We start from the raw sequence: 18,604 nt of genomic DNA, 5'->3' as shown, positions 1-18,604 counted from the left end.
GGGACCGCGAGGACAACTCGCATTTGTTCCAAATCAATGACATGCCCCATGTCCGTTTCTAGAGTTATGGGCGCGGGCGAGCCGGTCCGAATTCGATCGAACGCGCACCGCCGCTACGACAGCACTGTGCCCGAAGTGGAGCAAAGCAATGTCGGACCATAAGAACATTGATGCAGGCGCAGCACCTCCGAGCGCGGAAGACCTTCGCAAGCAGGTTCTCGAGCGGGAAATGGAGGAAATGGAAAGGGAGCGGAAGCTCAAGACGATCGAGGAGCAGAAACACGCCGACTTCGCTGCCGATTTCTTGAAGAAGCACGTGACGGAAGAAGAGATCGCTATGGTGCGCCGCCTCGTCGCCAATGCCGTAAAGGCGGGCAAGTTCGAGGCGATGGTCTACAGCTTCCCTTCCGAGCTCTGCACCGACAGCGGACGGGCGATCAACAGCGGCGATCGCGACTGGCCGTCAACGCTGCAGGGCAAGGCCAAGGAATTTTTCGAGCGTTATCAAACCTATGGGAAGCCGCAGGGATACAAGTTGAAGGCGATGATCATCAACTTTCCCGGCGGAATGCCTGGCGACGTCGGCCTCTTCCTGAACTGGGCTCCGGACAAGGCCTGAGCCAGCCTGCATATACTTTTCGAGCGCGGCTGCGGGGTGAAAGCGCCGCGTGATCCTTTTCGCTATCGAATGTTTCCTTACGTGCGACAGCGAGGTTTGCGCATTTGTAGCACTTGCCGTTCGCTGGAATCGCCTGACGTCGCACAACGGTGGTGCGAACGCATATGAGTGGGATACCGCCCAAGACGACGAGCGAGCTGCGCAGTTTCCTCAATACACGTTCGGCACCGTGCGGCGGATTCGCGTGTCTTCGACGAAGTCATCGGGCCGCTTTTGGCGCTTGCCGAGCTCCGGCTCCTCGAACTTCACCCGTTCATAAGGAATCGAGGACAGAATATGCGAGATGCAGTTGATGCGGGCGCGCTTTTTGTCGTTCGACGGCACGATCCACCAGGGCGCATAGTCGGTGTCGGTCATGCGGATCATGTCGTTATAGGCGCGTGTATAATCCCACCAGCGTCGATAGGATTCGATGTCCATCGGGGAGAGCTTCCATTGGCGTAGCGGATCGTCGATGCGTTGGCGAAAACGACGTTCCTGTTCTTCCTCGCTGACGTCGAGAAAGTATTTTAGCAGTACGATGCCGCTTTCGATCATCGCAGCCTCGAAGCGCGGTGCGAGCTCAAGGAAACGCTGGGCCTTTTCCTCGCTGCAGAAGCCCATGACGCGCTCCACGCCGGGTCGGTTGTACCACGAACGGTCGAAGATCACGACTTCGCCGGCAGCCGGGAGTTGCTGGATGTAGCGCTGCATGTAGATCTGTGTCTTCTCCCTGTCCGTCGGCGCCGGCAGGGCAACGACGCGGAAAACGCGCGGGCTGACGCGCTCGGTGATCCGCTTGATCACGCCGCCTTTGCCGGCGGCGTCGCGCCCTTCGAAAACGATGACGATGCGGGCTCCGGTCTTTTTCACCCAGGCCTGCAGATGGGCGATCTCCTCCTGTAGTCGGGCGAGCTCCTTGCCGTAATCACCATTCGACCGCCGGTCGGGCTCTTGCGTCTCGTCGAGCTCGCTGCCTTGCGTGTTCCAGTGGTTGTTTCTCTTTATGTTTTCCTTGTGCTTGCCCATGCTACCCTCCACTCCTCTGGCTTCACTGTCTCGATCGGACGTTATTTCTGCGGCCCGGCGCCCGCTAAACGGGCGGCGCCCCCATGTCCAGCCTCGAAGGCGAGGAGGGCGTCCTCCATTCCCTCGAAGATCATTGCGGGCCCGATTTTGCCGATGACGCCGGCGCGATCGAGCAGGGCGCGCGCATCGGTGTGCAATTCCGCCAATCCAAGTGCGATTCCGCGCTTCTTGAGCTCCTCGTACACTTCCTCGATCATGGCTGCCGCGGTGCTGTCAATCTGCGGAATTGCGCTTGCATCTATCACCAGCCAGCGGGTCTGTGCCGGCAGTCCCTCCGCGATGGAGGTCAGGCGCGTCTGGATATAATCGGTATTGAAGAATAACAGGCTGCCCTGGATCATACAGGCGCCGAAGCCCGGGACTGCGCGCGCCTCAGCTTCGCGATGCAGCTTGTAGAACCCGTCGCGGCCGGGAATGCGCCCGAGCAGCGCGTCGTGCGGATACATGCTCTGGATCAGGATATAGACCAGCGTAGCGGCAATCGCGATTACCACGCCATTGAGAACACCCAGTCCAATCGGTCCCCACATAGCAATCAGCGCAAATGCGAACTCCATGCGGTTGACACGCCAGATCTGCTTCAGCGCCGCCAGATCGATCAGGCTGAGGGCCGTTGCAGCCAGGATGGCACCAAGTGCCGGGATCGGCAGGATGCGCAGGACGTTGCCAAGAAACAGCAGGACCGCGATCAGGGTTCCCGCCGCCACGAGACTTGCGACCTGCGAGCGGCCACCGACGGCGAAGTTTACGGCCGTTCGCGAGTCGGAGGCCGTTACGGGAAATGTCCCGAAGAGCCCGGCAGCCACGTTTGCAGCGCCGAACCCGGTGAGCTCGCGGTTCGGATCGACCCGATACCCGCCGAGCGACCCGAAGCTACGGGCGGCGATGACCCCGGAGCCGAAACTGACAAGAAAAATTGCAGCTCCGCCGACGAGCATTGATTCGTAAGGAAGGTCTCCCATTCGAGGCAATGCGATCGACGGCAGACCTTCCGGGATGCTGCCGACGACCGCTATGCCGCGTCCTTCGAAATCGAAGAGGAATGAAAGGAACACGGAGATCACGACGACGATCACTGGTCCGGGAACGGGGGAGTTGAGCGCGCGAGCCACCTGCAGCAGTGCGAAGCATCCCATGGCAAGTACCAAGGAGGGCCAATGGATCGATCCGGCTTCCTTCACGAGCTCGACGACAGGCCCGACAAGACCCTCCGACTGAATGTCAACGCCCGTGAACCGTTTGATCTGTCCGATCAGGATGGAAAGGGAAATGCCGGCGAAGAAACCTGTCAGAATCGGGCGAGAGAGAAAGGTTGCGAGCACCCCCAGCCGCACGGCGCGGGCAATGAGACACAGAATTCCGACGACGAGTGCCAGCAGTGCTGCCGCCGTCACGCGGTCCGTTGTTACGCCCGGCGTGGCGAACACCGTCATCAACACCGCGGCGAGTATGGTCATCGTCGCCGCATCGGGTCCGACAATGAGCTGCCGCGACGGGCCGAAGAACGCGTAGGCCACCAGCGGCGTGATGCTGGCGTATAGTCCCGACTCGGGGGGAAGGCCCGCGATAGCGGGATAGGCGATCGCGCTAGGCAGCCCGACGGCCGCTATGGCGAGACCGGCCGAGAAGTCGTTGCGCAGCCAACTCGCCTGATAGGCCTTGAAGTTTGCAAAGAGGGCTGGTCGGGGGAGAGACAGACGCATGCGGCCGGCCTCCGCATCAGTGTCCGGTCAGAACCAGCGTCTGCACCGGCAGGAGCAGCGCGTGCAGCCTGAGAATCATCGCGTGCACCAACGCCACCGCATCCACCATATGCAGGAAGAACCAGCGCCATGTGCTTATGTCCGGTGAGTGCAGCTCGTCATGATTGCTCGTGTAGGCGTTGGCGATGCAGTTGCTTCCCGGTGGCACGCCGGAGAGTTCGCCCTCGAAGAGCGGCTCCAGAATGGTCGTCAACGTTCCCGACCGGGCCATCTGTTGGACGTCAGCGAGCTGATCGGTCGGCCGAACCTGACCGGCGGCGATGACGTCCTGAACCTCGGTGACCACCAGTGGGATAATCGTGAATGGCTTGCCGACGCAGGTCGCCTCGGCAATCATTCCGGGCTTCATCACCTGTGCCTCGATCTGGCCGAAACCGGCAACCAGTCCTATGCGCCGATCGTCGGGCACCAGAATACCGGCCGAGCGGATCATCGGGTTGACGATGTCACCGGGCCGCAGGGCGAATTGCTGGACCATCCCGCCGGTACCGGCGCGCACGACCGTCTTGTCCAGCTCGACCTGGGCTTGGGCAAGGGCAGCCTCGGCGCTGGCCCTCTGCGCGGGCAGTAGCGAGCCGATTTTCGTCTCCAGCGTTTGCTTGTTCGAAACGGCGGCGGCGACTGCTCCTTTGCGCGCATCCACGGCCACCTGGCGACGTTCGATTTCGCGTCTTGCCACTACATTCGGATTGAGGCGATTGAGCTCGACTTGCGTCTCGAGCTCGTCCAAAGCCTGTTGGTAGGCGCCCTCCGCCTGCGCGATCAAACCGTCAGCCGCCGCCAGTTCGGTCGTCGCAACCGTTTTCTCGGCATCGATTTCCGCGACGCGCCGCCGGGCGGTTTCAAGGGCTGCCCTCTGTTCCGTATCGTCGAGGCGGAAAATAGGTGCGCCGGCTGCGACCTTCTCGTTGATGCCAACGAAAACCTCGGCCACTCGACCCGTCGATTCCGGCAGGATCGTCACGGTGCGGAATGCGGCCGTGACGTTCTTCGTAGAGGGGTGAAAGTAGAAAATCAGGGTGATCAGAGAAACGGTCAGGATCACGCAGGCGGTGATTCCGTAGCGCAGTTCGAACCACATCGAATAGAGATTGATCTCGCGGCCGATGCGCTTGCCCTGCGCATAGCGGCGGAAGAGGAAGTCCGGAAAGATCGTGAGCAGTGAGCAAATCAGGAATTCCAGCATGGGTTCAGCCTCTCCGCTCCACCTTCTCGTCCCGTTTCGCAGGCGCGACTTCGAGCGGCACCCACTGCGGTACGTCCGGTGACTGCATGCCCGGTTGGGGTGCCGATACCTCCGACTCTGCTTCGATCCCGTGTGGTGCTTGCCCCTCTGCAACCTTGTCGCGGCCGGCAATCATCTCCAGAGAGCGGGCCATCGATCTGACGGGGGAGGAAAAATCCGGGAATTCGATCATGGCGAGCAGCAGGGCGGCGATCCAGAAGAGATGATTATGGGTGAAGAGCGCGATCAGCCCCAAGGCGCCGACGATCTGCAATTGCACCTTGCTGGCGCCATGCGCCATGTGCTCGGGCAAAGCGTGTAGCCGCAGGTAAAGGATGCCGACCAGGAAGATCATCAACAGAACGAAGACGGTCATTACGTTGAACAGGACGTCCGTCTGACCCGGCGCGGTTATAAAAGGCGGCAAGTGCTCGACTGCGGCGGGATGCAACGCTTCTTCCATCTCTGCGCTCCTCTTTGCCGAACGCCGCCGTGAGCCCATGGCCGTGGCGAAAGCGCTTAACGCCCAAGGAAAAATTGAGACTGCTCTTCCTGATCACCTTGATTATTCAAGGAGAATGATAAGCAAAATGTGCTCCGATGGCATTGATCGCCGTCAATATCGGTGCGTGACCAGCAATGACGGGAGGCTCGACGCGGACCCGCCCCTCGTTGATGTATCTGTGAGGGGACGCTCGGACGGGGAACGTCGAATGGCGTATGCTACGGTATCTTACTGCCGCCCGGCCGCAGCCGGCGTAGCATCTCCAAGCACCAGAGTCGGGGGGCGGTGGAGGCGGACCGTGCGGGAGACGGCGTCGTTCAGGTCAATTTGCGGATCTCTGAACGCAGGGCGTGTCGTGCATCCGACATTCTGGCTTGCTTTGAATCTCTGCCGCAAAGAAATGAGGCGCGAGAATGGATGACGATCCATACAGGATGAGTCCGCTGCGCGATGGGCCGGCCAATCGAATATCCGTGGAGGAGAAGATCACGGAAATCGCCAGGATCGGAATCGTCGGCCTTTTCGCCTATTTTTCCCTGACGTTAATAGCGCCGTTCGCGATCATTCTCGTCTGGGCGGCGATCCTGGCCGTAGCGCTTTATCCCGCCTATGCCGCCCTTACCGTCATTCTCGGTGCGCGGCCGCGGTTGGCAGCGGGCCTGATCACGCTGGTGTGTCTCGTCGTCATCGTCGGCCCGCTCGCAGCTATCGCCGTCAGCTTTGCCGAGGGGGTTCAAACGCTGCTTACAAAGCTGAACGACGGGTCAATGCTGATACCACTCCCACCCGAGGGTGTGCGCGACTGGCCGCTCGTCGGCGAGCGCCTTCATTCGGCCTGGAGCATGGCTTCCGGCAGCCTCGACGCTGTTCTGAGGCAGTTCGAGCCGTCTTTGCTGCAGGCGGGGGGCAAGGCACTCGGCAAGATCGCCAGCATCGGTGTCGACCTGCTTGGCTTTGTCGTTTCCGTGATCATTGCCGGATTTCTCTTCGGATCCGGCGAACGGCTTGCCAACACGGCGCAAGGCTTTGCCAGCAGGATCGGCGGCGACAGGGGGATTGGCTTCGTGCGACTGGCCGCAGCGACGATCCGCAATGTGGCTCGCGGCGTCATCGGGGTAGCGCTTCTGCAGGCATTTCTCTGCGGATTGGTGCTGAGCCTGTTCAAGGTCCCTGCGCCCGGCGCAATCGCCTTCGTCGTTCTCATGCTTTGCATCGTTCAGATCGGCCCGGCATTGATTTTGCTGCCGGTAATCGTCTGGGCCTGGGCGGAGATGGATTTCGCTCCGGCAATGCTGCTCACGCTGTTGCTGATACCCCTCTTTGTCATCGACAACGTCATGAAGCCTATCCTGGTCGCACGGGGACTTTCGACGCCAACGTTGGTCATTCTACTTGGCGTGCTCGGTGGCACGCTTGCCTACGGCCTGATCGGCCTCTTTCTGGGGCCGATTATTCTTAGCGTATTCCACGACTTGCTGATGGTTTGGATCCGCTCGGATGCGGTACCGGAAACGCCGTTGCCCGAGCCTTCCCCGATATCGCGCCCGACGTGAGCCCGGCGCAGGTCCAGGGAAGGAGCACCATCGTCGGGTTCACTGTTGGGATATCGAGACCCCCGCCGCGCGCAGGCCTTCAAGGAAATGCTGCTGATCTTCGGGACGATGAATCCGCAATGCGACTTCGCTTCGGATATTATCGAGAAAGCCGGCGGCATTCGTTTCCAGCCATTGCATTTCCACGCGTGCCGCATCCGTCTTGCCGAGCTTCCCAAGGATCGCAAGCAATATCACCCGGTAAATCGGATTGGAGCGAAGATCGGCCAGGCGGGCCCATCGCTCGGCGGCGATGTAATCACGGTCGATGTAGGAGCAGACCGCCAGCGCCGCCTCGAAATAGCCGATCGGGCCCGGGTTCCGCGCGACGGTTTGCGATACGAGCCCGCAACCGCGGCTCCATTGACCCGACAGAGCGAGCCGAAAGCCATATTCCCCGGCGAGTTCAGTGTCGTTGGGATTGATCGCAAAGGCGCGCGCCCCCACCGCCAAAGCCGCGCCCACTTCGCCTCTGAAGAACAAGGTCAGCATCTGCGCCTGAAGCGCCCGGACGTTCTGAGGATCCAGTTCGACGGCGCGTGCCGCAGAAGCGATGGCCTGCTCCAGCGACATTGGCGATGATCGATCGAGTCGATAACTGAAGCGCAATTCGTCAATATAAGTCAGCGACAACAGCGCCCACGCCGTCGCATAGCCGGGATACTGCCGGGTCGCCTGTTCAAGGCAATCTTGAACGGACGCGTGCGTCCGCGGATTCAAATCACCGCGGTAGTCGTAATAGGACAGGGTGCAGGCGTATGCTTCCCAATCGTCCGGAATCGACCGGGTGAAGCGCGTGGCGTTGTCCTGGAACACGATGCCGTAAGGCTGCGCCACCGCAGTGGCGACAGCCGCAGCGGCCTTCTCCTGCAGTTCGATAATCTTGTGCGCCTGCAGACTTTCATCGTAGTTGTTTGCCCAGACCACCGATCCGTCGGAGCGCTGAACGAGCCGTATTCCAAGCCGAAGCTTGTCACCGTCGAGCCGGACCCGACCTTCCAGCGTATATGCCGGACCATCGCCTGCGACATGCGAAACGAGCACTTCATCGGCGACGACGGTGATCTCTTTGAACCTGGCTATATTGCTGATTACCTCGTCGGCGAGCCCTCGCGCAATCATCGCCGATCGCGGTGTTCCGGAGAGATCCTCAAAGGGCTCTACGACCAGCTTCGGGATGTTTGGCCGAATGCGGGCATTCTCGACTTTTTCGACGGTTGCCACAGGGCGGAGGAGTGTATTTGCCGCCAAGCCGGCGACGGCAAGCGCGAGCGCTGCAATTCCGGCCCATATCCATGGCCGACGAGAGCGGTGAACGAACGGTGCCGACCAAGCGCTTGCGGACTGCTCAGGCGCATTGACGCGCCTCTCGAACGTTGGCACGTAGGCGCCTTTTGGAACCCTTATCACGATCGGGTCGTCCAGACCTGCGACGAGATAGTAGCGCTCGAGTGCGCGCCGGAGCCGCCCCGCTTCGATTCTGACGGCAGGATCCGTTTGGGCGTCGAAAGAGGAATCCCGTCCGAATACGTCGGTCGCTATCGAGTAGGCCTTTATTCGATCGGCGTGACCGGCAAGCGCCTGGTCGACGACATAAGCCAGGAATTTGCGTGCACGGTCCGGTGCATCGAAATCGGCGCTGGACCGTATCCGATCGAGTTGCGCGAGAATTTCCGCGTCAGTGGGTAGAGCGGTTGTCGGTCCAACCCGGACGCCCTGCTGGCCTGCAATTGCCATGTCCGCCGCCCCCATGGACACAACATAAGGCTGTCTGTACCGGCACTGTAACCTCCCGTATCTTACGTCCTCACCCGGCCAAAGCGCAATATAGATAGGGGAATTTATAGGAGTTGTATTTCATTTCGGACCCGGAGGGGGAGGAGCGGAATGAACGGGCGCTCGGGGGGAAACAACGAGGAACACGGGCTTGCGGCGGCATTGCGCCGATTTCCCGCCCGCTCATTGCAGATCAGGGAGTTGTCGATCCGGGACGAGAGTTTCAGGGGGATGTGCGAGGATTTCGCAGCCGCTGAACATGCGCTCGCTCGCGCCGATCAGCTTCCTTCCCATATTCGCGAAGAGCGCCGTGCGGAATTCGAGAGCTTAGTAGAGGGCCTGGCGGCAGAGATCGAACAGGCGCTCGGGCCTACAAAGGGTTTCATCTGAAATGGAAACCTGACCCAGCGATAGCCGGCGGGGCCGGTGCTTGATCGATCCGGCTCTTTGGTCGGGGCTGTTAGAACACCAGGAAGCAATGATGCTTTAGTCGCCGACGAAGCGACAAAGGGCATTGTCATGGGAGTGAAACGATGCACACGTCGATGTCGGCTCCTTCGGGAGCGCGAATAAATGCAATCCCCCTGCAACTGCGCGAACAGGGGGAAGTCGAATCGAGGCCGACCAGCAGCTTTGTCGACGGACAAAGCATCTATTCTTCGGGGGAGCGCGCTGGCCAAGCCTATCGGGTCGAGTTCGGGGCCGTGCGCGTATACCGCGTGCTTGCGAACGGGCGACGGCAAATTCTTGCATTCCATTTTGGGGGGAGCTGGTTCGGCCTGCAAAATGGTGACCATCACCGCTCCACGGCCGAGGCAATAGGCGTCACTGGCGTGAAGTGCGTCAGCCTCAGGGAAAGTCCGCACGTGTGGAATGGTTTGTTGCCGGCGGTACTGGAAAATTTCTCATCAGCGCAAGAACACCAGTTGGTCATCGGCCGTCAAAGCGCCGTCGAAAGGATCGCCGCCTTCCTGCTGGAGATGTCTGCCCATGCGGGCCATTCGCGAAGGTTCGAACTCTTCATGCCCCGCGTCGATGTCGCCGACTATCTCGGGCTGACGATCGAAACCGTCTCGCGGTCGCTCACAAAGCTGAAGAACAAGGACATCATCAAGCTGCATGGCGCCAGGGGCATCGAGATCGTGGATTATCGCGCGCTTCAGAATCTCTGCCTCTAGTGATTGCCAGGAAGGTCTCGTGCACTGGTCCAAGCCCCTAAGACTGCATCTTAGTGTCCTGGTCGTAGCACTGCTCCTTTGCACTTCGACGCCGATCATCTGGTTGGCTTTCAGCCAGGGGAGAGAGGCTGCCGTACTCTCGGGCGAGAAGCAGATGCGCGAGATGAGCTTGCGCCTGATCGAGGGATACAGGAATACGCTGGAGGGAGGTTACGAGGCCGTCGCGCTAGCATCCACTCTGCCGCAGCTCGGTTCCCCCCCGCCTCAAGACTCGGAGGCAAAACATGCGTTCTTTCTGGAGGTTCTCCGAAACGTCCCCAACGCAACGAGCGTCTATGGCGGCTATTCTGACGGCTCGTACCTGCAGGTGATCAACACCGCAAGTTCTTATGTCCGCCAGAGCCTATCTGCACCCGACGGCACGACGTTCGCCATCAGGACGATCGCTCTGAGACATGAAGTAGACGTGATGTCGACACTTCGGTTTCTCGACAGCGAAGCAAGGGTGATCGGAGAACGGAAATTCGAGTATGCATCATTCGATCCGCGGCAACGCCCGTGGTACCGTTCCGCGATCGGAAAGGGTTTGCCGGTTTCCGTCGGGCCCTATGTCGCCGGAACGGTCAAAGTTCCGACCCTGACGATTGCCGCGCCCCTGATGGGCAGACAGGTAGTGGTCGGTATCAACATCCACCTGCAGACGATCAGCCGACTGCTCGATCCGCGAGAGATGTCGCCGCGCGCCCGAGCTTTCATAATCGATGGGGGCGACAATCTCGTAGCCCATTCCGACCCGGCAATGATGAGCAGGGTGCTGGGAACGTGGTCCGGAAGCGCGGGTGCTACCGGCGGTTTGGACACCAGCCTGGAAACCGTGGTCCGGCTACGGCAAGACCCTGCGTATTCAAGCGGGGGCATGACACGGCTCGATCTCGATGGCGAGACCCATCTTGTACAGATCACCCCCGTCAGCGTGTCCGGCCTGTTCAAGGGTAGCCTGGTCGCAATCATCGTGCCGCTGGAGGACCTTGTCGCAGAGGCCAACCGGCTGCTGGCGCGCAACCTCCTCGTCGCCGCCGCCTGCGTAATCGCGGGCGTCGCTGCATCGATAATGCTTTCTCGGATGATCAGCCGCTCGATCTATCAACTCGCGGACGAAGCGCGGCGGATCGGCGACCTCGACGTCACCGAGAGAGGCGCGTCCCATTCCTGGATAACAGAGATCAACACGCTGGCGCGTGCGCTTGCGGCAAGCCGTCACGCTATCGGCCAGTTCGCCCTGTATGTTCCGCGCGAGGTCGTGCGGCGGATCGTCGGCCCTGAGGGGAGCGCGCTGGTAAAGGCGACGCGGCAGGATGTAACTGTCCTGTTCACCGATATTCGCGACTTCACGACAATATCCGAACAACATTCACCCGAGGACGTGGTCGATATCCTGTCAACCTACTTCGAACTCGTGAATACTGTTGCCGAGCGCCATGGCGGAACCGTCGTCCAGTACTTCGGCGACTCCGTCTTCGCAATGTGGAACGCCCCAATCCAGGACCTGCGGCATGCCGAAAACGGCGGTCGATGCGCGCTTGCCCTGAAAGCGGCGATCGATGACTTGAACGACGCCAATCGCAAGCACGGCCGCCCCGAACTGTGCACGCGATTCGGATTGCATACCGGGCCAGCGGTCGTAGGCAGCTTCGGGGCGATTTCACGCCAGCAATACACAGCCATGGGTGATACGATCAACGTGGCATCACGATTGGAAGGATTGAACAAGGAGTTCAACACGTCGATCTTGACCAGCGCGTCCATCCACGCCGCTGTTGTCGACGATTTCGAACTTCGACCGATTGGTCTGGTGCCGCTGAAAGGACGTTCCGAGAAGGTCGATGTATGGGAATTGGTTGGCGAGAAACGCAACTAATGCAGCGGACGACAACGTATCGGAAGGTCCGGTTTTCGCGGGGAATGTGCCCTTCGGAAAGGGGGAGCCGATGTCCGAGAAGGTGAAGGTTTTTCGATGCGGGCCTACACAGGCCAAGCCGCCAGCATCGCGCCGCGGCCGGTATCGACAAACCTTCACCTTCTTAGCCTGGACGAAAAATGGATCTGCCGGCGAGCTGATCTTCCACGGGCTCGGGGCTATCTGAGCCCCCATGACGTCGTCACCTGGTTGGCGTCTCAGATCTCAAATCGCGGGTTCGGCGAAGACGCCGATCATGGCGAGGCTGTGCAGGATCACTTGCAGGCCAAGGGCGACCTGAGTAACGCCAAGAACAACGGCAAATACCTGAAGCGCCGTTCCAACCCATTTCAGGATGGTCTCGGCGAACAGCATCGCCGTCCAGTCTAATGTGAGGATGAGCAGCACGATGCCGGCCACCGTCAACTCGGCGTCGTATCGATTTCCGGCCAACGTTGCGAACACGATCACTGCTGCGATTCCATAGGGTGTTACTATCGTCGGGAACGCGAGCGGCGTGAAGGCCAGTTTGAGATCGGGCGGTTGGTCGGCCCATTTTGGGAAGTTCACGGCGCCGGCAGATTGCTGCAGCACTGTTTGCAGAGCCACAAGAAACAGAATCACGCCGCCGGTGAGGGCGAGCACCGGCAATGAGATCTCGAAATTCTCGAGCATGCTGCGTCCGAGCACACCTGCAAGGGCAAGCGCAGCTGCGGAAAACAGAATGGCTCTTCTCGCCAAAGCACGGCGAAAGGCGGGATCGAAACCCTGCGTCATGCCTACAAACGGAACCAGAATCTTGATCGGACCGAGCATCAGGAACAGCATGAGAAAAATTTTGCGTGCACCAAATTCTGGTCCCTGGGCTACCGTTCCGGATGGCACTTGCGCGAACGCAGGCATCGCGAGGAGCACCGAGAGCCCCGCCATCAGACAAAGTGACGTCAGGCGGTTTCGGTCGAACTGTCGCGGCGCCAAATCTTTTGGGTTACCGTTGCAGTCGCAGGTGTTAATCGCCATTGCTTTCACCAGAATCCGCGCATCTACTGTCCGGGTGAACGGACGCTGTCACAAGGGGAAGCCAGTAGAGAGCACTCGGTCTCGTGATCGCTAACCAATTACGACATGAACATCGTGCGTCAGCCCGTCGTCAGTAAGTGGTACGATCCCGTCAGCAAAGACGGTTCCGTCCAACGTAACGGAGCGCACTCCCCGACCTGCCCTTTTTGAATTATCGAAATGGACGCGGTATGTCGCCGATCCATGCTTGTAGCTCAACTCATAACCTGACCAGCTTGCCGGAACACGGGGCTCAAATCGCAGGGTCTGGTCTTGTCGGCGCAGTCCAAGGATGGCTTCCAGTGCCACTCGATACAACCAGGCGGCTGATCCGGTGTACCACGTCCAGCCACCACGTCCGGTGTGCGGTGGTGCACCATAAACGTCGGCGCTGACGACATAAGGCTCGACCATATAGTGCTCGGCATCACGCTTCGTCGAAGCATGATTGATCGGATTGATCAGGCCCCAAAGCTCCAGGGCCCGATCGCCGTCTCCTTGCAGTGCCGACGCGAGCACGAACCATGCGGCCGCATGGGTATACTGTCCGCCATTTTCTCGTATGCCGGGAACATAGCCCTTGATGTAGCCCGGCTGCAGGGACCCCCTGTCGAACGGCGGGTCGAACAACTGAATCAGCTTGTCTTGCCGGCGCACGAGCCTTTGATAGGCCGCGCTCATCGCCTTCGACGCGCGCTCCTCGTCGGCCAAGCCAGAGATGACGGCCCAAGCCTGCGGAATGGCATCGATCTGGCATTCGTCGTTGGAGGATGAACCGAGAGGCGTGCCGTCGTCAAAATAGGCGCGGCGATACCAGGCGCCGTCCCAAGCATGTGCTTCCAGGGCAGCGCGCAGTTCCTCGGCGCGTTCTAGGCACCACTTGGCACGGCCGTCATCGCCGCGCGAAGATGCGGTCATCGCAAATGAATTCAGTACCGTCAAAAAGAACCAGCCGTTCCAAACGCTTTCACCTCTGCCGCCGGCTCCAACCTTGTTCATGCCATCGTTCCAGTCGCCGGTTCCCATGAGCGGCAAGCCGTGGCGGCCGAGCCGGAACCCGTGCTCCAATGCCCGGACGCAGTGCTCGTAGACGGTACCGGCCCCTTCGCTGAGTACAGGAACGCCGAAATCCTCTTCCTGATCCTCCTTCAGTGGTGGTGATGCGATGAAGGGTACCCGCTCATCAAGCAGGTGGGCATCGCCAGTAATCGAAACATAGTGGTGAACCACGAAAGGCAGAAAATACAGGTCATCGGTCATGCGCGTGCGCACCCCGACGCCGGACGGAGGATGCCACCAGTGCTGGACGTCGCCCTCCGTGAATTGGCGGCCGGCCGCCCGCAGAATCTGCGAACGAGTCTCATTCGGCGCACTGTGGACCAATGCCATCACATCCTGGAGCTGATCCCTGAAGCCGAACGCGCCTCCGGACTGATAGAAGGCAGAGCGCGCCCAGACGCGACAAGCGAGCACCTGGTACAACAACCAACGATTCATCATCAAGTTCAAGCCGATGTCCGGCGTTGAAACCCGCACCGCATTTAGAATTTCGTCCCATTCACGAGATATGACGGCGAAGCTTTCACGAGCACGGCCGGATTCGGCATGTTCGCGAACAAGCCGGCGGACCTCGTCGAGCCCAGCAGCCTGTCCAAGGACGAAGACAATCTCCTTGCTCTCGCCGGGCGCCAACGAAACACCTACCATCAACGCACCGCAGGGATCTTGCAGAGGGCCGAAACTCTCCGCCAGACCGGAGTGCTCCAGGGCTGCCGGCCGAAAAACGGTACCGTATTTGCCCAGAAACCCCGTGCGATCCGACGTGGCTGAACTCGCAGCGGGATTGGCGGCCACAAATGCCAGTTTTCCAGCAAAGTCGTTGGCCCATGGATTCCACGCCACGATGGCTCCTGAAGCGGCATCGCGTTCGCAGACGATCTGCATCGCGGCGTCTTCACGGTGCACCCCCAGAACCCACTCGACGAAATAAGTTGCCGATAGATGGCGACTCTTGGAGTCACTGTTGGTCAATCCGAGACGAACGATCTTGATTTCATCATTCGGCGGAACATGCACGGTTAATGTCTGATGGAGCTTTCGACTGTCGCTTTCATAACGACTGTAGCCCTGGCCATGCCGAACGGTCACGAACGTTCGCTCGCCGAGTGGCAAGGGCGTCGGAGTCCAAACCTCTCCGGTCTCTTCGTCCCGCAAGTAGACGACCTCGCCAGGCGTGTCCGAAACCGGGTCGTTCGACCAAGGCGTCAACCGGTTCATCTGGCTGTTGCCGGCCCAGGAATAGCCAAGTCCGGCTTCCGTCGTTAGGCAGCCGAAACTCGGGTTTGCGATGACGTTGCTCCACGGAGCCGGGGGCAGTGCCGACGGTTGCGAATTGACCCCGTCCACCGCAACGACGTATTCGCGCCCGTCAAGGGTGAAGCCTCCGAATCCGTTCCAAAACAGCAGATCCTTCACTGGGGCGGATGCAGGTTCCTTGAGTACGTCGCTTGCTCGCGACGTCCGCGCCTGTGAGGAACGCGATTCAACCGGGTCTTGCCGATCAAACTGCTTGGCGAGTGAACCCGATCTACTCGACAGGACGATGCGGGAGGCGGCGGCGATCGTTTCCACTTGATCGTCCGAGGCGGTGGCGGCTGACAAGACAAAGATTCCTCCTGGCTTGCCCAGCATGTCGGCCTCCGACCCGGCTTGCAGTTTCGTGATCAATCGCTTGGTACTGGTGGCGCCCCGCTCATCGAACAAGACAAGGTCGAATTGCAGACCTCGGCGGCGGCTGAAGTCGTGCGCAATCGTGACCTCACGAACAAGTGGCTTGTCGCCGTCGCTATCGATACGAACCAACACGATCGGAAGATCGCCCGAAATTCCGTGAGCCCATAGAGCCGCTCGGTCCAATCGGCTTTTCTTGAATGGACCCGCCTGCCGCATGGTCGGATTAGCAAACACGATACAGCCAGCGAGCCGGTTGAATAGGGCCACCTCGTCGGCAGTCAGCTTCAGATCTTCGGTTTGATGACTCTCCAGCGCGGCAGCGAATGCCTCATCGACCGCGTCGATACTCGAATACTGCTTGGCGATTGCCCGGACTGCCGATTCGTCGTCATCGGCTCCCGTCACGAAAGCCACGCGCGCCGTAGCGCCAGGCTCCAGATGCACCGTCCGTCGCAGACAGAAGACCGGATCGAGAACGGGACCTGTCGTTCTGGAAAGCGCTGTGCCTGCGTCAAATGCTGCGGGATTTGACGGCGTGCGGCCGCGTCCAAGGAATCTCAATCGATCGGTCTCATACTCCAGTACCTCGCCGACCTGTTCGCTGGACGACGAAACATGAACCGCCCAGACTGGTCTTTCTTCTGCATGGCGCGGCCTGCGACGCGCAAACAGGGCGCCCGTCACATCATCGTAGTCTGTCTCCACGAAGAGCTTGGCAAATGCCGGGTGCGCCCGGTCCGCGCGGCGATCGTTCAGGCACACCTCGGAATAGCTGGTGAATTCGAGGCTTCGTTCCCTTTTGCCATGGTTCAGGACCGTAAGCACCCGCACCTCCGCGTCGGCATTCGGTGGGACGCAGACTTTCCAGGAAATATCGATGTCTTCGGCGCGACAGCGGAACTCGGTCCTGTCACCATGAAAAGCGTGCTCGTAGATGGTTGCAGGTCGGAAGACTGGTTGCCTTCCAATGGACCACAGCGTGTTGTCTGCCAGATCTCGAACGTAGCAGAACTGCCCCCAGCAATCTCGTGTCAGATCCTCCCGCCACCGAGTAACGTCAAGGTCCCGCCACCTGCCACGACCGGCACCGGCGCCCGTGATCATGACGCTGTAGCGACCGTTAGAGAGCAAAGCGACGGCATGCCCCGGACCTAGCAACTCAGGACGGCCACTCTGTCTCGCCTTAGACGCGCCAAGGACCGATTTTGACATCAGCGTTTCCCCACCTTAACGCAAAGCTGGACGACGGCGCCCGCGCCAGAGCGGCGCAGATGTGGCGTTGTTCGAGCCCGCAGGGCGCAAAAGCCATGCGAGCATGCAAAAGGTCTCCGGCTCGCCGGAAACGCCCGGCGCTCCACCGGGTTCTAGCCAGCGAGGTGTCCATTCCAGATCCTCACTGCGGGTATCTCGTGGTAGTAGGCGAGAACGCTCAACGTGCCGGTATTCAAGAGAAAATGCTGTCCTGCACGCGGTGGCAATCCAATCCACCTTGCCGCGAGCACGCGCAGCACGTGCCCATGTGCGAACAGCGCGACGTCGCCGTTAGCAGCCCGCGCCCGACCCACGACCTGATCCACACGAGCACCAACTTGCGCCGGTTTCTCCCCGCCCGGGCATCCGTCCCGGAAAATCAACCAGCCCGGACTTTTTGCCTCGATTTGCTGAGGCGTCAGCCCCTCGTATTCGCCGTAGTTCCACTCCATCAAGCCCGGATCGACAATGGCGTTCTCGCCGAAGCCCGCCAAGTCGCAAGTCTCCCGTGCCCGCTGCAGCGGGCTTACGAGAACGAGCGCGAACGTCTGCTTGGCCAGTACCGGCCGCATTCGCTCAGCCTGTCGTCGTCCATTGTCGGTCAGGGAGACGTCTGTTGTGCCGGTATGCTGACCGCTCAGGCTCCACTCGGTCTCCCCATGTCTGATTACGAATATATTCACGTCCAGCCCTCCCAGCTTGGACGTTTGAACGTCCCATCCGACCGGCGCCAGGATGCACCGACGGTATTCCTCGTCGCCCCGGCTGGCCGCAATGGGGCGGATGCCCTAGGCTAGCGCTTCCATCTCATCGGTGTATGCCCCGAGACTGGCCGCCCCGTTGCAGCGAGCCCGGTGGTAAAGAGCCTGCTGACCCAGCTGCAGGTTCTCATCGCGCCCATGCCACGCCTTCAACGCCGGATCCTGGAGGGCGCGCCCATAGGAAAAGCTGATCTTCCAGGGGTTTGGTCCGGGCAGTCGGTTGATGGCGTTGAGGTGGGCGGTGGCCACCAGGTCGTCCTGACCGCCTGACAGGAACACGATACCGGGGACCGCCGCGGGGACGTGCTGGCGCAAGCAGCGGAGTGTGGCAACCGCAACCTCCTTCACCTTGTCCGGAGGAGAGCACTCTTCACCCGCGATCACCATGTTGGGCTTGAGCAGCATGCACTCCAGTACGACACGCTGCTCGAAGAGGGCGCGGAAGACCGCGTGAAGGACCACGCCGGTCACCTCCTCGCAGCGGGCGATCGTGTGCGATCCGTCCATCAACACCTCCGGTTCGACGATCGGCACGAGATGCTGCTCCTGACAAAGCGCGGCGTATCGACCGAGCGCGTGTGCGTTGGCACTGACGCACGCGGCACTCGGCAGGTTGTCCGCAATGCGAATAACTGCACGCCACTTCGCGAAGCGGGCGCCCATACTGCGGTACTCGGAGAGGCGATCTCGAAGCCCGTCGAGCCCTTCAGTGATCTTCTCGTCGAAAGAGCCGGCGAGAGGCTTTGCGCCGGTATCGACCTTGATGCCAGGAAGGATGCCCTGGTCGGAGAGGAGTTGAGCGAACGAGACCCCACTGGAGCTCTTCTGGCGGATAGTCTCATCGTGCATGATGACGCCGCTGATGAACTCGGCCGCGCCTACGGACGCGAAGAGCATTTCACGGTAGGTGCGTCGGCTTTCCTCGGTGGACTGGATTTTCAGCGCGTCGAACCGCTTGGTCAAAGTGGGGACGGTTTCATCCGCCGCCAGAATGCCCTTTCCCTTTGCGACTAGCGCCGCCGCGATGCTCCCCAGATCGTGGTTCATCGTACATCCT

14 protein-coding genes and 1 pseudogene are annotated in these 18,604 nt (G+C 60.4%); 6 read left to right on the top strand and 9 right to left on the bottom strand.

Annotated features, from left to right (window positions below):
- Positions 1 to 148: 148 nt before the first annotated feature.
- Positions 149 to 619, top strand: a complete 471-nt coding sequence (locus AU381_RS08405) for a hypothetical protein (protein ID WP_064241277.1) — start codon at positions 149 to 151, stop codon at positions 617 to 619.
- Positions 620 to 829: 210 nt separating this feature from the next.
- On the opposite strand, the gene ppk2 is transcribed toward AU381_RS08405, so the two are convergent.
- From ppk2 to AU381_RS08385, 4 genes are read right to left on the bottom strand one after another with little or no spacing between them, the layout of a single operon-like run.
- The gene (ppk2, locus tag AU381_RS08400; protein ID WP_064241276.1) at positions 830 to 1,687 is read right to left on the bottom strand and encodes a polyphosphate kinase 2; all 858 of its coding nucleotides are present in this window, start codon (positions 1,685 to 1,687) and stop codon (positions 830 to 832) included.
- Positions 1,688 to 1,728: 41 nt separating this feature from the next.
- A complete protein-coding gene (locus AU381_RS08395) occupies positions 1,729 to 3,450 on the bottom strand; it encodes a SulP family inorganic anion transporter (protein ID WP_064241275.1) in 1,722 nt (573 codons plus the stop codon).
- Positions 3,451 to 3,466: 16 nt separating this feature from the next.
- Positions 3,467 to 4,696, bottom strand: coding sequence for an HlyD family secretion protein (locus AU381_RS08390; protein WP_064241274.1), 1,230 nt, complete (start codon positions 4,694 to 4,696; stop codon positions 3,467 to 3,469).
- Positions 4,697 to 4,700: 4 nt separating this feature from the next.
- Positions 4,701 to 5,198: a hypothetical protein gene (locus tag AU381_RS08385; RefSeq protein WP_064241273.1), complete on the bottom strand. Its 498-nt coding sequence runs from the start codon at positions 5,196 to 5,198 to the stop codon at positions 4,701 to 4,703.
- A gap of 455 nt (positions 5,199 to 5,653) precedes the next feature.
- On the opposite strand from AU381_RS08385, the gene AU381_RS08380 reads away from it, so the two are divergent.
- A complete protein-coding gene (locus tag AU381_RS08380; protein ID WP_064241272.1) occupies positions 5,654 to 6,793 on the top strand; it encodes an AI-2E family transporter in 1,140 nt (379 codons plus the stop codon).
- 39 nt (positions 6,794 to 6,832) lie between these two features.
- On the opposite strand, the gene AU381_RS08375 is transcribed toward AU381_RS08380, so the two are convergent.
- The gene (locus AU381_RS08375) at positions 6,833 to 8,569 is read right to left on the bottom strand and encodes a hypothetical protein (protein WP_064241271.1); all 1,737 of its coding nucleotides are present in this window, start codon (positions 8,567 to 8,569) and stop codon (positions 6,833 to 6,835) included.
- 150 nt (positions 8,570 to 8,719) lie between these two features.
- Here AU381_RS08375 and AU381_RS08370 point away from each other — a divergent pair, with 150 nt between their 5' ends.
- The 4 genes and pseudogenes from AU381_RS08370 to AU381_RS08360 all read left to right on the top strand — a co-directional run bounded on the left by AU381_RS08370 (position 8,720) and on the right by AU381_RS08360 (position 11,704).
- Entirely contained in the window at positions 8,720 to 8,998 is a 279-nt protein-coding gene (locus AU381_RS08370; protein WP_064241270.1) for a hypothetical protein, read from the top strand.
- Between the two features lie 143 nt (positions 8,999 to 9,141).
- Positions 9,142 to 9,450: pseudogene (locus tag AU381_RS30705) on the top strand (cyclic nucleotide-binding domain-containing protein); the annotation flags it as partial.
- Between the two features lie 84 nt (positions 9,451 to 9,534).
- On the top strand, positions 9,535 to 9,786 hold the full coding sequence (locus AU381_RS30700) for a helix-turn-helix domain-containing protein (protein ID WP_244520047.1): 252 nt from the start codon (positions 9,535 to 9,537) through the stop codon (positions 9,784 to 9,786).
- 19 nt (positions 9,787 to 9,805) lie between these two features.
- Positions 9,806 to 11,704, top strand: coding sequence for an adenylate/guanylate cyclase domain-containing protein (locus AU381_RS08360; RefSeq protein ID WP_064241268.1), 1,899 nt, complete (start codon positions 9,806 to 9,808; stop codon positions 11,702 to 11,704).
- A 264-nt stretch (positions 11,705 to 11,968) separates the two neighbouring features.
- Here the strand turns inward: AU381_RS08360 and AU381_RS08355 are convergent, their stop codons facing one another.
- The 4 genes from AU381_RS08355 to AU381_RS08340 all read right to left on the bottom strand — a co-directional run bounded on the left by AU381_RS08355 (position 11,969) and on the right by AU381_RS08340 (position 18,594).
- On the bottom strand, positions 11,969 to 12,763 hold the full coding sequence (locus tag AU381_RS08355) for a MarC family protein (protein ID WP_244520034.1): 795 nt from the start codon (positions 12,761 to 12,763) through the stop codon (positions 11,969 to 11,971).
- Between the two features lie 90 nt (positions 12,764 to 12,853).
- Entirely contained in the window at positions 12,854 to 16,747 is a 3,894-nt protein-coding gene (locus tag AU381_RS08350) for a GH36-type glycosyl hydrolase domain-containing protein (protein ID WP_064241267.1), read from the bottom strand.
- A 152-nt stretch (positions 16,748 to 16,899) separates the two neighbouring features.
- Positions 16,900 to 17,469: a histidine phosphatase family protein gene (locus AU381_RS08345; RefSeq protein ID WP_064241266.1), complete on the bottom strand. Its 570-nt coding sequence runs from the start codon at positions 17,467 to 17,469 to the stop codon at positions 16,900 to 16,902.
- 105 nt (positions 17,470 to 17,574) lie between these two features.
- Positions 17,575 to 18,594 carry a class I fructose-bisphosphate aldolase gene (locus AU381_RS08340; RefSeq protein WP_064241265.1) on the bottom strand — a complete coding sequence of 340 codons (1,020 nt, stop codon included), beginning with the start codon at positions 18,592 to 18,594 and terminating at the stop codon, positions 17,575 to 17,577.
- Positions 18,595 to 18,604: the final 10 nt, after the last annotated feature.

Source organism: Sinorhizobium glycinis (assembly GCF_001651865.1).
In the GTDB taxonomy this organism is placed as follows: Bacteria; Pseudomonadota; Alphaproteobacteria; order Rhizobiales; family Rhizobiaceae; genus Sinorhizobium; species Sinorhizobium glycinis.
The sequence above is the reverse complement of the archived record's forward strand: the minus strand, read 5'-3'. Positions and strand labels throughout refer to the sequence as shown.

Coding starts and splice junctions, on each gene's coding strand:
- AU381_RS08375 (WP_064241271.1), bottom strand. CDS start 8,569: ATGGCAATTGCAGGCCAGCAGGGCGTCCGGGTTGGACCGACAACCGCT.
- AU381_RS08385 (WP_064241273.1), bottom strand. CDS start 5,198: ATGGAAGAAGCGTTGCATCCCGCCGCAGTCGAGCACTTGCCGCCTTTT.
- AU381_RS08350 (WP_064241267.1), bottom strand. CDS start 16,747: ATGTCAAAATCGGTCCTTGGCGCGTCTAAGGCGAGACAGAGTGGCCGT.
- ppk2 (WP_064241276.1), bottom strand. CDS start 1,687: ATGGGCAAGCACAAGGAAAACATAAAGAGAAACAACCACTGGAACACG.
- AU381_RS08380 (WP_064241272.1), top strand. CDS start 5,654: ATGGATGACGATCCATACAGGATGAGTCCGCTGCGCGATGGGCCGGCC.
- AU381_RS08370 (WP_064241270.1), top strand. CDS start 8,720: ATGAACGGGCGCTCGGGGGGAAACAACGAGGAACACGGGCTTGCGGCG.
- AU381_RS08340 (WP_064241265.1), bottom strand. CDS start 18,594: ATGAACCACGATCTGGGGAGCATCGCGGCGGCGCTAGTCGCAAAGGGA.
- AU381_RS08355 (WP_244520034.1), bottom strand. CDS start 12,763: ATGGCGATTAACACCTGCGACTGCAACGGTAACCCAAAAGATTTGGCG.
- AU381_RS08395 (WP_064241275.1), bottom strand. CDS start 3,450: ATGCGTCTGTCTCTCCCCCGACCAGCCCTCTTTGCAAACTTCAAGGCC.
- AU381_RS08390 (WP_064241274.1), bottom strand. CDS start 4,696: ATGCTGGAATTCCTGATTTGCTCACTGCTCACGATCTTTCCGGACTTC.
- AU381_RS08405 (WP_064241277.1), top strand. CDS start 149: ATGTCGGACCATAAGAACATTGATGCAGGCGCAGCACCTCCGAGCGCG.